The organism is Acidimicrobiales bacterium (genome assembly GCA_016794585.1).
Classification (GTDB): domain Bacteria; phylum Actinomycetota; class Acidimicrobiia; order Acidimicrobiales; family DATDAH01; genus JAEUJM01.
In genome coordinates, this window is record JAEUJM010000017.1 from 165,584 (window position 1) to 179,937 (window position 14,354).

General features: G+C 72.1%; 14 protein-coding genes. 11 read left to right on the forward strand and 3 right to left on the reverse strand.

The features are described 5' to 3' along the window. Positions 1-4 precede the first annotated feature (4 nt). The 9 genes from recA (at position 5) to JNK12_10000 (ending at position 10,587) form a co-directional block, all read left to right on the forward strand. Complete coding sequence (gene recA, locus JNK12_09960) at positions 5-1,276, forward strand: recombinase RecA (GenBank protein MBL8776247.1); 1,272 nt, start codon at positions 5-7, stop codon at positions 1,274-1,276. Positions 1,277-2,164: 888 nt separating this feature from the next. Next, positions 2,165-2,638, forward strand: coding sequence for a hypothetical protein (locus JNK12_09965; protein ID MBL8776248.1), 474 nt, complete (start codon positions 2,165-2,167; stop codon positions 2,636-2,638). A 221-nt stretch (positions 2,639-2,859) separates the two neighbouring features. After that, positions 2,860-4,269, forward strand: a complete 1,410-nt coding sequence (miaB, locus tag JNK12_09970) for a tRNA (N6-isopentenyl adenosine(37)-C2)-methylthiotransferase MiaB (GenBank protein MBL8776249.1) — start codon at positions 2,860-2,862, stop codon at positions 4,267-4,269. Then, positions 4,266-5,186: a tRNA (adenosine(37)-N6)-dimethylallyltransferase MiaA gene (miaA, locus tag JNK12_09975; protein ID MBL8776250.1), complete on the forward strand. Its 921-nt coding sequence runs from the start codon at positions 4,266-4,268 to the stop codon at positions 5,184-5,186. The genes miaB and miaA overlap by 4 nt, the downstream gene beginning before the upstream one ends. Beyond that, on the forward strand, positions 5,177-5,986 hold the full coding sequence (dapF, locus tag JNK12_09980; GenBank protein ID MBL8776251.1) for a diaminopimelate epimerase: 810 nt from the start codon (positions 5,177-5,179) through the stop codon (positions 5,984-5,986). The genes miaA and dapF overlap by 10 nt, the downstream gene beginning before the upstream one ends. A 61-nt stretch (positions 5,987-6,047) precedes the next feature. After that, positions 6,048-7,313, forward strand: coding sequence for a GTPase HflX (hflX, locus tag JNK12_09985; GenBank protein MBL8776252.1), 1,266 nt, complete (start codon positions 6,048-6,050; stop codon positions 7,311-7,313). Next, entirely contained in the window at positions 7,310-8,428 is a 1,119-nt protein-coding gene (locus JNK12_09990) for an aminotransferase class I/II-fold pyridoxal phosphate-dependent enzyme (GenBank protein MBL8776253.1), read from the forward strand. The genes hflX and JNK12_09990 overlap by 4 nt, the downstream gene beginning before the upstream one ends. Before the next feature lie 139 nt (positions 8,429-8,567). Then, positions 8,568-9,392: a 2,3,4,5-tetrahydropyridine-2,6-dicarboxylate N-succinyltransferase gene (locus JNK12_09995; protein MBL8776254.1), complete on the forward strand. Its 825-nt coding sequence runs from the start codon at positions 8,568-8,570 to the stop codon at positions 9,390-9,392. A 112-nt stretch (positions 9,393-9,504) separates the two neighbouring features. After that, positions 9,505-10,587 (forward strand): succinyl-diaminopimelate desuccinylase, encoded by a 1,083-nt coding sequence (locus tag JNK12_10000; protein MBL8776255.1) that lies wholly within the window; start codon positions 9,505-9,507, stop codon positions 10,585-10,587. Between the two features lie 67 nt (positions 10,588-10,654). Here the strand turns inward: JNK12_10000 and JNK12_10005 are convergent, their stop codons facing one another. Together JNK12_10005 and lexA are read right to left on the reverse strand one after the other, a co-directional pair. Beyond that, positions 10,655-11,116 carry a peroxiredoxin gene (locus JNK12_10005; protein MBL8776256.1) on the reverse strand — a complete coding sequence of 154 codons (462 nt, stop codon included), beginning with the start codon at positions 11,114-11,116 and terminating at the stop codon, positions 10,655-10,657. A gap of 404 nt (positions 11,117-11,520) precedes the next feature. After that, entirely contained in the window at positions 11,521-12,174 is a 654-nt protein-coding gene (gene lexA, locus JNK12_10010) for a transcriptional repressor LexA (protein ID MBL8776257.1), read from the reverse strand. Between the two features lie 199 nt (positions 12,175-12,373). Between lexA and JNK12_10015 the strand changes: the two genes are divergently transcribed. Both JNK12_10015 and nrdR read left to right on the forward strand, forming a co-directional pair. Continuing rightward, a complete protein-coding gene (locus tag JNK12_10015; protein MBL8776258.1) occupies positions 12,374-12,862 on the forward strand; it encodes a LysM peptidoglycan-binding domain-containing protein in 489 nt (162 codons plus the stop codon). A 129-nt stretch (positions 12,863-12,991) separates the two neighbouring features. After that, entirely contained in the window at positions 12,992-13,456 is a 465-nt protein-coding gene (gene nrdR / locus JNK12_10020; protein MBL8776259.1) for a transcriptional repressor NrdR, read from the forward strand. A 23-nt stretch (positions 13,457-13,479) separates the two neighbouring features. Here the strand turns inward: nrdR and JNK12_10025 are convergent, their stop codons facing one another. Then, the gene (locus JNK12_10025) at positions 13,480-14,232 is read right to left on the reverse strand and encodes a pyrimidine reductase family protein (GenBank protein ID MBL8776260.1); all 753 of its coding nucleotides are present in this window, start codon (positions 14,230-14,232) and stop codon (positions 13,480-13,482) included. Between the last annotated feature and the right edge of the window lie 122 nt (positions 14,233-14,354).

Genomic DNA, 14,354 nt, shown 5'->3' on the forward strand with positions numbered 1-14,354 from the left:
TACCATGGTGTCATTCCGGCTCGCAGCAACGAACACGCGGCAACGAGCATCGAGCACCACTTGCACGACTACAACCCCGGAGCCGGTCCGGGAGTTCCCAGGTCGGCCGAGGCCCCGCTCCGGCTTACTTGTCAGACCCCCTTCGTACCGTGACGACCGTAGAGCAACCCTGACCACCACGACTCGGAAAGGCACCACCGTGGAGCGAGACAAGGCACTCGAGATGGCCCTCGGCCAGATCACCAAGGCGCACGGCGAAGGGTCCATCATGAAGATGGGCGAGAAGACCTCGATGGGCGTCGAGTCCATCCCCACGGGGGCAATGTCGCTCGACATCGCCCTCGGCGTCGGCGGCCTGCCCCGGGGGCGGGTCACCGAGATCTATGGCCCCGAGTCCTCGGGCAAGTCCACCCTCGCCATGCACGTCGTGGCCGAGGCCCAGCGCAACGGCGGCATCTGCGCCTACATCGACGCCGAGCACGCCATGGACCCGGTCTACGCGGCGGCCATCGGCGTCGACATCGACGAGCTGCTCATCAGCCAGCCCGACACCGGCGAGCAGGCGCTCGAGATCGCCGACACCCTGATCCGCTCGGGGGCCCTCGACGTGGTGGTCATCGACTCGGTGGCGGCCCTCACGCCCCGCGCCGAGATCGAAGGCGAGATGGGCGACTCCCACGTCGGCCTCCAGGCCCGCCTCATGTCGCAGGCCCTGCGCAAGCTCACCGCCAACCTCAACAAGTCCGACACCATCTGCATCTTCATCAACCAGCTGCGAGAGAAGATCGGCGTGATGTTCGGCAGCCCCGAGACCACCCCGGGCGGCCGAGCCCTCAAGTTCTACTCCTCGGTCCGCCTCGACATCCGCCGGATCGAGGCCATCAAGGACGGTGTCGAGGTGGTCGGCAACCGCACCCGGGTCAAGGTCGTGAAGAATAAGGTCAGCCCGCCGTTCAAGCAGGCCGAGTTCGACATCATGTACGGCAAGGGCATCAGCCGTGAGGGCTCGCTGCTCGACCTGGGCGTCGACTTCGGCCTCGTGAAGAAGTCGGGTGCCTGGTACACGTACGAGGGCGAGCAGCTCGGCCAGGGCCGCGAGAACGCCAAGGAGTTCCTGCGGGAGACCCCCGAGATCATGGTCGAGCTCTCCGAGCGCATCCGCCAGCACGTGGGCATCGGCGACGACGTGCCCGAGCCGCCGGCGAAGGGCGACGCCGACGACGCCGCCGACACCTTCACCGCCAAGGACGACGAGCCCATCTCCCTCGACGACTAGTTCGCTGGGGCTACCCCCGCGACTCGGCGGGTCCTGTCACCGATCCGGTATCCGAGAGGTGAGGGGCTTCCCCCGGCGGGCCTGCGGGTCCTGTCGCCCGAGACATGTGGGGCTACCCCCGCGACTCGGCGGGTCCTGTCACCGATCCGGTATCCGAGAATCGGCCCGGAAAGGCATTGGGCCGATCTCTCGGACCCTCCGGATCGGCGCCACCCGCCGAGTCGCTACCCCGGTGGGCTGAAGGGGAGCGTCGCTCGAGGCTCGTCGGTAGGTCCCCTTCCAGCCTCGTTCTTGTCATCGTCTGAATTTGGATCTGCGGTCATCCGGAAGCTCGCTGCGGCGGGCCCTCCTACGCCGGATGGCCGCACTTCTCCACCCGCCACGGTGGACCACCGGCCGTCGCTCGTCCCCCCGAGCGGCGGCCGGGTTCGTTTGGGGCTGCCCCCGGCGGGGCTGCGGGTCCTGTTGCCCGAGATATGTGGGGCTGCCCCCGCGACTTGGCGGGTCCTGTCACCGATCCGGTATCCGAGAATCGGCCCGGAAAGGCATCGGGCCGATCTCTCGGACCCTCCGGATCGGCGCCACCCGCCGAGTCGCTACCCCGGTGGGCTGTTGGGGGAGTCTGCGGCTGGTCTCGTCCCTGGTCCCCTTCGGGCGCTCCTCTTCGAACCCGACCCGCGGCGGCTGGTTCTCGGAAGCCTGATGCCGCGGAGGGCGGCGTTTGCGTGCCGAGAATGGATCGGCCGCTGCGACAAGGCCACCTGGCGGTGTTCTCGGAACGCTCAGGCCGACGTCGGCGGCGCTGAGGTTCCGAGAATCACCACTCTCGCCGGCCCTGTCCTGTCGGGCGCTCCGGTGCGCCGAGCCGGGGCTGGCACACTCGGGGGCGTGGTCCGTCGTCTGCTGCTCGTTGCGGTGACCGCTGTGCTCCTTGGCGCCTGCGGGTCCGGGGTGCAGGTGCGGCCGGAAGTGGCCGGGGACGGGCGGGGGGCGGTGTACGACTCGGCGGGGGTGTGTGATGCCCTCGCTCGGGTGGCGGCGTCGGATCGTCGGGCGGGGCAGGACGCCGCCGGGCTCGCAGGTTGGGACGAGGTGCAGCCCGTCCTCGTGGCCGCCTCCTCGGACGCCGCCACGCTCTACCGGGAGGCGCAGGCGGTGGCACCCGCTGAGCTGGTCGAGCCCCTGGAGCAGGTGGCGGCCACGTCGGAGGCGCTGTCCGAGCTCGCCGCCCGCTCGGACAGCCGCAGGGCCTTCCAGCGCGACGGCCAGCGCCTCGAGGGGTTCGTCGAGGCCCAAGCCGCCGTGGTCGCGCTCAACGACTACACGCGCCAGTCCTGCGGTTTCACCCTCGTGGACAACTGAGCTCGGGGGTTGCCGCCGGCGGACCGTCGGGCCCTGTCGCAGAGCGGATTCCGTGTCGACCGATTCGTCGCGGGGCGTGGGTCGAAGCCGTTCTGGCGCGATTCGTCCGTCCGCCTACCCCGATGATCTGAGGGGCGGGGGCGAGCCAAGCCCGTCCGTCGTCCCGGGCGAGTCGATCTGAGGCGAGCGTCGAAGCAACGCCTCCGTAGACTCGGACGGCCATGAGTCACTTGGAGCCGCCGCCGCGGACGTACGCCATCCGGACGTTCGGGTGCCAGATGAACGAGCACGACTCCGAGCGGATCGCCGGCCTCCTCGAGGCGGACGGGTTGGTCCCGGTCGAGGGTGACGACGACTCCGAGGCCGACGTCGTCGTCCTCAACACGTGCTGCATCCGGGAGAATGCCGACAACAAGCTCTACGGCCACCTCGGGCACCTGAAGTCGCTGAAGGACCGCCGCCCCGATCTCCAGATCGCGGTGGCCGGCTGCCTGGCCCAGAAGGACCGGGAGTCCATCCGGGAACGGGCGCCGCACGTCGACGTGGTCTTCGGCACCCACAACGTGCACCGGGCGGCCGAGCTCCTGCAGCAGGCGGCGAGCAGCGGCCCGGTCACCGAGATCCTCGAGGCCACGGTGCTCGAGGACCGCGACGCCTTCCCATCCGCTCTGCCCGTGCGTCGAGACACGGGCTACTCCGCGTGGGTCACCATCCAGATCGGGTGCGACAACAAGTGCGCTTTCTGCATCGTCCCGGCGGTACGCGGGCCCGAGATCAGCCGGCCCGTCGACGACATCGTGGCCGAGGTCGAGGGGCTGGCCGCCGAGGGTGTCACCGAGGTCACCCTGCTGGGCCAGAACGTCAACTCGTTCGGGCGGGACGGCGCCGGTCAGCCCCGGCCCCTGTTCGCCCCGCTGCTCCGGGCCGTCGGCGCCGTCGAGGGCATCCGCCGGGTGCGCTACACCAGCCCGCACCCGAAGGACATCCGCGAGGACACCCTCGCGGCCATGGCGGAGACCCCGACGGTCTGCGAGCACCTGCACCTGCCCCTCCAGTCGGGTAGCGATCGCATCCTGGCCGCCATGCACCGCGGCTACACCGGCGAGCGCTACCTGGCCAAGTTGGCCGCGGCCCGCGAGGCCATCGACGACCTCGCCGTCACCACCGACATCATCGTGGGCTTCCCCGGCGAGACCGACGAGGACTTCGCCGCCACCCTCGAGGTGGCCGCCGAGGCCCGCTTCGACGGCGCCTTCACCTTCATCTACTCGCCCCGCCCGGGGACCGAGGCCGCCGAGCGGGTCGACCAGTTCGTGGATCCGGCAGTGGTGGGCGAGCGCTACGAGCGGCTGCGAGTGGTCATCGACCGGAGCGCCCAGACGGCCTACGCAGCACGTGTCGGGCGGGTCGAGGAGGTCGTGGTGGAAGGGCCCAGCCGCACCAACCCCGAGCTGACCAGCGGACGCACCCGCCAGAACCGCCTCGTGCACTTCGCCGCCGAGCCGCTGCGGGCCGGAACCCTCGCCACCGTCGAGATCACCCGGGCCGGCGGCCACTCGCTCCGCGGTGAGCTACGCGAGGTGCTCGCAGCGCCCCGCCACCGCACCCACATCCCGGTGGTGGTGGGCTGACCGCCGGCGCCCGTCACCTCGCGATCGTCGGGGTCACCGCGTCGGGCAAGTCGGCCCTCGCTCTGGCGCTCGCCCGGGCCTGCCCGGACGTCGAGCTCGTGTCCGTCGACTCGATGCAGGTGTATCGGGGCATGGACATCGGCACGGCCAAGCCCACTCCGGCCGAGCGGGCCGAGGTGCCCCACCACCTGCTCGATCTCGCGGAACCGTCCGAGGACTTCACCGTCACCCGCTTCCAGGCGGCGTTCCGGGAAGCGCTCCAGGGCGTCGAGGCGCGTGGACACCGGGCCGTCCTGGTGGGCGGCACCGGCCTCTACCTGCGGGCCGTGATCGACGACCTCGAGATCCCGGGCCGGTATCCCGTGGCCAGAGCCGAGATCGAGGACGAGCCCGACACGGTCGCGCTCCACCGCCGGCTTACCGACGTGGACCCCGTGGCCGCGGCCCGCATGGAGCCCACCAACCGGCGCCGGGTGGTGCGGGCGCTCGAGGTCTGCGTGGGCAGCGGCCGACCCTTCTCGTCGTTCGGGCCGGGTCTCGACGCCTACCCGCCCACGCCCTTCGCACTCCTCGGACTGCGGTGGCCGCCAGAGCAGACCGCGGCCCGCATCGCCGCCCGTTACCAGCGGCAGCTGGCCGATGGCTTCGTTGACGAGGTGCGCACGCTGGCCGCCGCGCCCGGCGGCCTGTCCCGGACGGCCCGCCAGGCCCTGGGCTACCGCGAGCTCCTCGCCCACCTCGAGGGCGATCTGCCCCTCGACGACGCCGTCGACCAGGCGGTCGCGGCCACGCGCCGCTTCGCCCGGCGCCAGCGCTCGTGGTTCGGGCGCGATCCCCGGATCGTCTGGGTGGACGGCACCCAGGATGGGGAGAGGCTTCTCGGGACGGTGCTGCGAGACTGGTACGAATGCGCCTGACCAAGCACCAGGGCCTGGGCAACGACTTCCTCGTCCTGCTCGACGTCAACGGGGTCCACGCCGTCACCCCCGACCTGGCCCGCGCCGTGTGCGACCGCCACCGGGGGGTGGGGGCCGACGGCCTGCTCCACGTCACGGCCGGCGTCGGGGACGCCGACGTCACCATGGTCCTCTACAACGCCGACGGCTCGCGGGCTGAGATGAGCGGCAACGGGGTGCGCTGCCTCGGCCAGGCCGTGCTCCAGGCCGGCGTGGTCGACGGCCCGCGCATCCGGGTCGCCACCGACGCCGGCGTGCGCAGCCTCGAGATCCTCGCCACCGACCATCCGGCCACCCATGTGGTCACGGTGGACATGGGCCCCGTCGACGACAAGGGCGACACCGCGGAGTGGCTCGGCCAAGGGGTCGTGGCCGCGGCCTGGGCCAGCATGGGCAACCCCCACCTCGTGCTCTACGCGCCGGACACTGCGCCCGACGTCGTCGAGCTCGGGCGGGCCGTCAACGACCGCACCCCTGGGGGCGCCAACGTCGAGGTCATCGCCATCGGCGACACCTCGGACGAGCTGATGCTCGAGGTGTTCGAACGGGGGGTCGGGCCCACGCTCGCCTGCGGCACGGGGGCCTGCGCGGCCGCCGCCGTCGCCCACCGGTGGGGCCTGGTCGGGAGCGACGTCCGCGTGCACATGCCCGGCGGCACCGCCCACGTCACCCTCACCGAGCGCACGATCCTGCTCGGGGGCCCCACGTCGTCGATCGGGCTGGTCGAGTACCCGTGGCCGGTCCCCGAGCCGGCCGCGTGAGCGAGGGATGCCCGATAATCGCGTGGGGCGGGCCCTGCTCGCGCGGTAGGCAGGTGTCGTCATGGCACTGATCGACCGGTCCATCCGGGAGAAGATCGTCCTCGTCGGTGTCCAGCTGCCCGGCGAGAGCGAGGAGTCCGTCGAGTCGTCGCTCGACGAGCTCGCGCTGCTCGTGGACACGGCGGGCGCCGACGTCCTGGCCCGCACCACCCAGCGCCGTGACGCCCCCGATCCGGCGTACTACGTGGGCAAGGGCAAGGTCGACGAGCTGCGGGAGATCTCCCTCGAGGTCGACTCGGACACCGTCGTGTTCGACGACGAGCTGACGCCGGCGCAGCAGTACAACCTCGAGAAGGTGCTCGGACGCACCGCCATCGATCGCACCGCGGTGATCCTCGACATCTTCGCCCAGAACGCCCACAGCCAGGAGGGCAAGGCCCAGGTCGAGCTGGCCCAGCTCCGCTACCGCCTGCCGCGGCTGCGGGGACGAGGCAGTCAGCTGAGCCAGCAGGGCGGTGGTCTGCTCGGCAACCGTGGCCCGGGCGAGACCCAGCTCGAGGTGGACCGACGCCGCCTCGTGCGGCGCATCCACAAGCTCGAGGCCGAGCTGCGCACGATCGCCGGGCACCGGGCCACCCAGCGCAAGGCCCGCAAGCGCTCGAAGGTGCCCACGGTCGCGGTCGTCGGGTACACGAACGCCGGCAAGTCCACGCTGCTCAACCGGCTCACCGACGCCGGGGTGCTGGTCGAGGACCGGCTCTTCGCCACCCTCGACGCCACCACCCGGCGCCTCGAGCTCCCCGGTGGCCGCAACGTGCTGCTCACCGACACCGTCGGGTTCGTGCAGAAGCTGCCCCACCAACTGGTCGAGGCCTTCAAATCCACCCTCGAGGTGGTGGCCGAGGCCGACCTCCTGCTCCACGTCGTGGACGCCTCGGCTTTCGACCCCGATGCTCAGATCGAGGCCGTGCGGTCGGTGCTCGTCGAGATCGGCGCCGGCGACGTGCCGGAGCTGCTCGTGTGGAACAAGGCCGACCGCACGCCCGAGGCCGCCCGTCGGGCGGGGCGCTCGACCGGATCGGTGGCGGTGTCCGCCCTGACGGGCGACGGCATCGACGACCTGCTCGCCGTGCTCGGCGATCGGCTCGCCGGATCGACGTCCACCGTCGAGCTGCTGGTGCCGTTCGAGCGGGGCGATGTCCTCGCACAGGTGCACCGCGAGGGCGAGGTGGTCGAGGAACGGGCCACCGAGGGCGGCATGGCCGTGCGCGCCCGGCTCGACGAGACCGCGGTGGGGCACCTCACCCCCTACGTTGTGGCTCCGTGAGTGAACCGACGGGTTTCGAGCCGCCGCCCTACCCCTACGACCGCCTCGACGACCTGAAGGCGCTGGCCGATCGCCACGAGGGCGGCTGCATCGACCTCTCCATCGGCACCCCGTGCGATCCGCCGCCGGCCGCGGTCGTGGAGGCACTCGCCACCTCGGGCGCCGAGCGCGGCTATCCCGCCTCGGTGGGCACTCCGGCCTTTCGTGAGGCGGCTACCGGGTGGATGGCGCGTCGTCTCGGCGTGAGCGTCGCTCCGGAGCACGTCGGCGCCTGCGTCGGTTCGAAGGAGCTGGTGACCGGCCTCCCACAGTGGCTGCATCTACGCCGTCCCGACCTCGACACGGTGCTGTACCCGGCCATCAGCTATCCCAGCTACGCCATGGGTGCCACGCTCGCAGGCTGTCGGGCCGTGGCCGTGCCCGTCGACGACCAGTGGCGCCTCGACGTGTCGGCCATCGACCCCGCCGACGCCGCCCGCGCCCTGTGCCTCTGGTCCAACACCCCGGGCAATCCCGCCGGCGGCCTCGACGACCTTGCCGCGATCGCCGCCTGGGGTCGTGCCGCGGGCGTCCCCGTGTTCAGTGACGAGTGCTATGCCGAGTTCACCTGGGACGGCGCGCCCCGGACCATCCTCAGCGAGGGTCTCGACGGGGTGGTGGCCGTGCACTCCCTGTCCAAGCGCTCCAACCTCGCCGGCGCCCGCCTGGGCTTCTACGCCGGTGACCCGGACCTCGTGCACTACCTGCGGGAGGTCCGCAAGCATGCCGGCTTCATGCCGCCCGGGCCGGTGCAGGCCGCCGGCGCGGTCGCCTACGGCGACGACGCCCATGTCGACGAGCAGCGCGCCCGCTACCGACGCCGGCTCGAACGGACCGCCGAGGTGCTGGCGGCCGTCGGCCTCGATGCCCCGCTGCCCGGGGGAGCGTTCTACCTGTGGGTCCCGGCCCCCGACGGTGACGCCTGGGCGCTGGCGGCCCGGCTGGCCTCCGACGCCGGCGTCCTGGTGAGCCCCGGCGAGTTCTACGGCGAGGCCGGTGCCGGACACGTCCGCCTGGCCATGGTCCAGCCCGACGAGCAGATCGAGTTGATGGCCCGGCGCCTCGGGGTGGCGTGACCGCCACGCTCGGCGAGGTCCGACCCCGGGCCTGGTGGTACGGGGTCGGGGGTGGCCTGATCGGTCACCGCCGACCGACCGTCCCTCGCCGCCCGAAGGCGGATAGCCCGTCCAACGGACGTGCGCCTAGGGTGCGACCATGGCTGACCTGAAGGACCAGATCGAAGACCTCTTCGCCCGTCGCGGCGATCTCGACCCACGCGATGGCGACGCCCGCGCCGTCGTCGACGCCGCCATCGACCTGCTCGACAAGGGTGAGGCCCGGGTCGCCGAGTACGGGCCCGACGGCGAGGTCGTCGTCCACCAATGGCTCAAGCAGGCCATCCTCCTGCTCTTCACCCTGACCCAGATGGAGACCATCGAGCTCGGTCCCTTCGAGTACGCCGACAAGATCGCCCTCAAGAGCGACTACCAGGCGCAAGGGGTGCGGGTGGTCCCGGGCGCGTCCGCGCGGGTGGGGTCGTTCCTCGACCGCGGGGTCGTGATGATGCCGAGCTACGTGAACATCGGGGCCCGGGTGGGCGCCAACACCATGGTCGACACCTGGGCCACGGTCGGTTCGTGCGCCCAGATCGGCGCCAACGTGCACCTGTCCGGCGGCGTCGGCATCGGCGGGGTGCTCGAGCCGCCGCAGGCCTCTCCGGTCATGGTGGGCGACGAGTGCCTCATCGGCAGCCGCTGCATCGTCGCCGACGGCGCCCGCGTGGGCGACGGCACCGTCCTGGGCGCCGGCTGCGTCCTCACGAGCTCCATCCCGGTGATCGACGCCGAGACGGGCGAGGAGATCAGCCGGGGCGTCGTGCCGTCGTGGTGTGTCGCGGTCAGTGCCACCCGCCCCCGCAGCTTCGCCGGCGGCGAGTTCGGCCTCCCCTGCGTGCTGGTCATCAAGCGCCTGGCCGAGGGCGAGCGCCACGACAAGGGCAAGCTCAACGACGTGCTCCGCAGCCACGGCCTCGCCACGTGAGCCTGTCCCCGGCGCCGGCCGCACCCACGGCCGCCCTGCGCCTGGTCGACGCCACCTGGGCGCTGCCGTCCCGGAGGCGACCCGAAGCGCCGATCCACGGGCGGCTCGGTTGATGAGGAAGCCGACGCCTCCGCACGACCTGCTCGCCCTCACCGCCGAGCTGGTCGATATCCCGTCCGAGAGCCGTGACGAGGCCGCCATCACCGCCCACCTCGAGACGGCGCTGCGGTCGCTGCGTCACCTCCAGGTGGATCGGGTCGGCGACAACCTCGTGGCGCGGACACAGCTGGGCCGGCCCTACCGCCTCGTCCTGGCCGGCCACACCGACACGGTCCCCGCCGCGGGCAACGAGCGGGCCCGCATCGAAGGCGACACCCTCTGGGGGCTCGGGGCCTCCGACATGAAGGGCGGCCTCGCGGTGATGCTCGAACTGGCCCGTACCATGCCCGCCCCCGCGGTCGACGTGACCTACGTCTTCTACGCCCGGGAGGAGATCGACTCGGCGTCGAGTGGCCTGGGCGAGCTTTTCGCGACCCGCCCGGACCTGCTGGCCGGCGACGCCGCCGTCCTCGGCGAGCCCACCGCCGCGGCCATCGAGGCAGGCTGCCAGGGCACGATGCATCTGCGCGTCGAGCTGGCCGGCCAGCGGTCCCACAGCGCCCGGCCCTGGATGGGGCGCAACGCCGTGCACCGCCTGGGGGCCCTGCTGGCGCTGGTCGAATCCCGGCCCGAGCGGCGACCGGTGCTGGCCGGCTGTGAGTACCGCGAGGCCCTCCAGGCGGTCCACGTCGAGGGCGGAGTGGCCCGCAACGTCGTCCCCGACCATGCCGTGGTCGTCCTCAACCATCGCTTCGCCCCCGACCGCACCCCCGACGAGGCCGAGGCCTCCGTCCGTGAGCTGCTCGCGCCCGTGCTCGACGACGGCGACCGCTTCGAGCGCCTCGAGGTGGCCGACGGCGCCCCACCCGGCCTCGACCACCCCCTGCTCGCCTGCCTGGCCGGCCGCCACGACCTCGAGATTCGGGCCAAGCTCGGCTGGACCGACGTGGCCCGCTTCGCCGCCGCCGGCATCCCGGCGGTGAACCTCGGCCCCGGCGACTCGACCTTCGCCCACCGCGCCGACGAGCACATCGAACGCGACTACCTCGACGCCACCTGGTTCGTCCTCGCCGACCTACTTCAATCCGGCGTGTGACCCGCGGGTGAACTGAAGAGGGCCGGCCTTGCGGCCGGCCCTGCTTCGCGTGCCCGATGGTGCGTGACTACAGCTTGGCGAGGGCCTCGGTGTAGCGGTCGGCCTCGCGGGCGGTGCCCAGGCTGTCGGTCTCGAAGGCGTCGACGATGGTGCCGTCCTGGCCGATCAGGAAGGTGGCGCGGTTGGCGCAACCCACGGCCTCGTTGAACACGCCGTAGGCCTGGGCCACGGCGCCGTGGGGCCAGAAGTCCGAGAGGACCGGGAAGGTGTAGCCCTGCTGCTCGGCCCAGACCTTCTGCGAGTTCTTCGAGTCGCAGGACACTGCGAGCACGGCCACGCCGGCGTCGGTGTACTGCGAGTGATCGTCGCGGAGGCGGCAGAGCTCGCCCTCGCAGATGCCGGTGAAGGTGAACGGGTAGAAGACCAGGGCGACGGCCTGCTTGCCCTGGAAGTCGGAGAGCCTGACCTTGTCGCCGTTCTGGTCGGGCAGTTCGAAGTCGGGGGCGGCGGTGCCGGGGGCGAGGGCCATTGGTGGGATGTCTCCTGGGGTCGGACGGATAGGTCGCGGATGCTGAACGCCGAAGTGTACGAGCGCCGATCGTGTCCAAACCCCGTCGAGCCCCGATCGGTTCACGAACGAAGCAGGCGCAGCCAGGGTCGCTCCGCAGGGCTCGCGCCACGAGCGGGGCGCCCGCCCCCGATGACGAGTGCGGGCCGGCTCGCCGCCAGGGGAGGGCCGGAGGCGGAGGGGTGGCGCCGCTCCGAGGGTCCGCCGACGCCGGGCGCCGGCCGCCACGAACACGAACCCTGGAAGGTCTACCGAGGACTGCGGCCGCAAAGCGCCCGGCGTCGGTGGATACGGAGCGGTGACAGGACCCCGGAGCCGCAGGTCCTCATCGCGCAAGCGTGAGGACCGCGAGGAAGCTCTGAAGCTCAGACCTTTCGCATGACGGTCACCACTTTGCCGTACAGGGTGATCTCGTCGGGCGCGAAGACCATGGGCTCGTAGGCGGCGTTGGCGGGGACCAGCACCACCTGGTCGCCGTCGCGCTTGTAGGTCTTCACCGTGGCCTCGCCGCCGGGGATACCGGCCACGACCATCTCGCCCTGGTTGGCCTCGGGCTGGGCCCGGGCCACGACGTAGTCGCCGTCGAGGATGCCGGCTTCGACCATGGAGTCGCCCCGCACCCGCAGCATGAAGAGGTCGCCCTCGCCGGCGAGGTCGGCGGGGACGGGGATGGTCTCCTCGACGTTCTGCTGGGCGAGGACGTCGGTGCCGGCGGCCACGTCGCCCACCAGGGGCACGTGGCGCACGGGTCGGCGCTCGACCGCCGCGCCCGACGTCGGGTCGTAGCGCACCTCGAGCGCGCGGGGCTTGGTGGGGTCCCGGTGCAGGAAGCCGTAGCGCTGGAGGGTGGCCAGGTGGGAGTGGACGGTGGACGGCGAGGTGAGGCCCACCGCCTCGCCGATCTCACGGACCGAGGGCGGGTAGCCGCGCTCGCGCATCTGGGCCTCGATGAAGTCCAGGATCTGGCGCTGGCGCTCGGTGAGGGTGACGGAATCGTCGCGCACGGGATTTTCCGACATGGGGGAGCCTCGCTTCTGGTCGAACAGACGTTTGCAAAGTACCACGGTGACCGGACGGTGGCAAACATCTGTTCGTTCGGGGTTGACATCGAACGCTCGTTCGTGGTTGGGTGGCTCTCGAACGGGCGTTCGTGCCCGGTCGACGCTTCACCCGGTGTGGCCCGCCGTCGCTGTCACACCCCCTGAGGAGAATCAACCCATGGTCGCCATCCAGTCGCTCACCGCTCCCGAGGTCACTCCCCGTCGCCACCTGGCGCCGGTGCCCGACGTCGATGGTCGCCCCACGCTCGTGCTCCTCCAGGGCGGTCTCGCCGACGAGGCCGCCCGTCCCTCCTCCGAGGTCTACCGGCGCCGCCGTGTGGCCGCCCTCGTCCTGGTCGTCGCGCTTGTGGTGGGCGCGGCGGTCGGGGTGGTGGCGGGCCTGCAGGTGCTGGGCGGCAGCGCCGGGAGCGGTCCCCTCACCGCTCCCGCTGCTGCCACATCCGCAGGTGCCCCGGCGCTGGTCGAGCCCTCGACCATCGCGCCGGGGGCCACCTCGCTGGTCGTGGGCCCGGGCGACACCCTCGGGGGTGTCGCCCGCCAGATCACGCCAGCGGGCGGCGATGTCGCCGCCACCGTCGATCGTCTCGTGGCCCGCAACGGCGGCGTCACTTCCCTGCAGCCGGGCATGCAGCTCCAGCTCGACTGAGCGGCATCGAGGTCGGAAGCTCGACGACACGGTCGGGTACGGGTCGACGGCGTGGCCGGGACCTCTTCGCCGCGCTCGCAGCCTGAGGGGCCAGTGGGGGCGGTGGGGCCGCGCGCTAGCGTCACCGCCATGCGGTGCCCGAGCTGTGGAGGTGTGGACGACAAGGTCGTCGACTCGCGCACGGCCGACGACGACACCGCCATCCGCCGGCGCCGCCAGTGCCTCGACTGCGGCAACCGCTTCACCACCTTCGAGCGCCTCGAGGAGCTGCCCCTCGTGGTGGTGAAGCGCTCGGGCGACCACATGGCGTTCGATCGGGGCCGCATCATGAGCGGCGTCGAGTCCTCGGCCAAGGGTCGCCCCATCAGCGCCGAACAGCTCGAGGCCCTGGCCCTCTCGGTGGAGGACGAGGCCCGTCTCCAGGGCGGCGAGATCACGACCGAGCAGATCGGCCTCGCCGTGCTGGCCCGCCTCCGTGAGCTCGACGAAGTGGCCTACGTGCGCTTCGCCAGCGTGTACAAGGGGTTCGACGATCCCGGCGACTTCGAGCGCGAGATCGGCCTGCTCAAGGCCACCGCCCCGAAGGCCCACTAGCCCAGCCGGGTGCGGCGGGCCGCTCAGCGCTGGCGGTCCACGAGGTAGCGCAGCAGCAGCGTCCCGTCCTGTTCCAGCACCCGGTCGAGGTGCAGGGGCGCAAGGCCGCTGGGCAGATCGGGTCCGTGGACGATGCGGGCCGACTCGCCCGCCACGAGGGTGGGGGAGAGGGTGAGGCAGAGCTCGTCGACGAGGTCGGCCGCCACGAGCTGGCCGAGGAGGCTGGGCCCGCCCTCCGCGAGCACGACCGTCGTGCCTGCAGCAGCCAGGTGGGCGAGCGCAGCGGGCAGGTCCACCCCGCCCCGGCCGGCGATGACGACGTCGGCCACCCCCGCGGCGGCTGCGAGGCGTTCGCTGTCGGCATCCTCCGGTGCGATCACGAGGCAGCGGCTGGCCGGGTCGGAGAACAGCTCGCCGTCGAAGTCGAGATCGAGCGTGCGGGTGACGAGGGCGATGCGGGGCTTGGCGGTCTGACCGCGCGCCTGGCGCGCCGCCTGGAGCTCGGGTGGCGTGCGAGGCGGCCCGTAACCCTCGGCTCGAGCGGTCCCGGCGGCGACCAGGATCACGTCCGGAATCGCGCGGAGAGCGGTGAAGGCCGCCCGGTCGACCGGACCCCCGAGCGCGCCCGAACGGCCCTCGACCGCGGTGGCGCCGTCGGTGCTCGCCACCATGTTCACGAGCACCCAGGGCCGGCCCTCGGGCGCCGGGCGGGCGTCGCCGGCGTAGGTCGTCACCGGATCGACCTCGGGAAGGGCCGCGGGGAGGAGCTGGCGCACGGTCGCCGACGGTACAACCCCACAGCCCACCCCCCGGTGTCCCCAGGCAGGGTGGGGAAATCCCTGTGAAATCCACAGGTCGTCCCCTTCCAGCACACAGGCAGATGTCCGTAGGGTGAACT

Coding starts and splice junctions, on each gene's coding strand:
- recA (MBL8776247.1), top strand. CDS start 5: ATGGTGTCATTCCGGCTCGCAGCAACGAACACGCGGCAACGAGCATCG.
- miaB (MBL8776249.1), top strand. CDS start 2,860: ATGAGTCACTTGGAGCCGCCGCCGCGGACGTACGCCATCCGGACGTTC.
- dapF (MBL8776251.1), top strand. CDS start 5,177: ATGCGCCTGACCAAGCACCAGGGCCTGGGCAACGACTTCCTCGTCCTG.
- hflX (MBL8776252.1), top strand. CDS start 6,048: ATGGCACTGATCGACCGGTCCATCCGGGAGAAGATCGTCCTCGTCGGT.
- JNK12_09995 (MBL8776254.1), top strand. CDS start 8,568: ATGGCTGACCTGAAGGACCAGATCGAAGACCTCTTCGCCCGTCGCGGC.
- JNK12_10000 (MBL8776255.1), top strand. CDS start 9,505: ATGAGGAAGCCGACGCCTCCGCACGACCTGCTCGCCCTCACCGCCGAG.
- JNK12_10005 (MBL8776256.1), bottom strand. CDS start 11,116: ATGGCCCTCGCCCCCGGCACCGCCGCCCCCGACTTCGAACTGCCCGAC.
- lexA (MBL8776257.1), bottom strand. CDS start 12,174: ATGTCGGAAAATCCCGTGCGCGACGATTCCGTCACCCTCACCGAGCGC.
- JNK12_10015 (MBL8776258.1), top strand. CDS start 12,374: ATGGTCGCCATCCAGTCGCTCACCGCTCCCGAGGTCACTCCCCGTCGC.
- nrdR (MBL8776259.1), top strand. CDS start 12,992: ATGCGGTGCCCGAGCTGTGGAGGTGTGGACGACAAGGTCGTCGACTCG.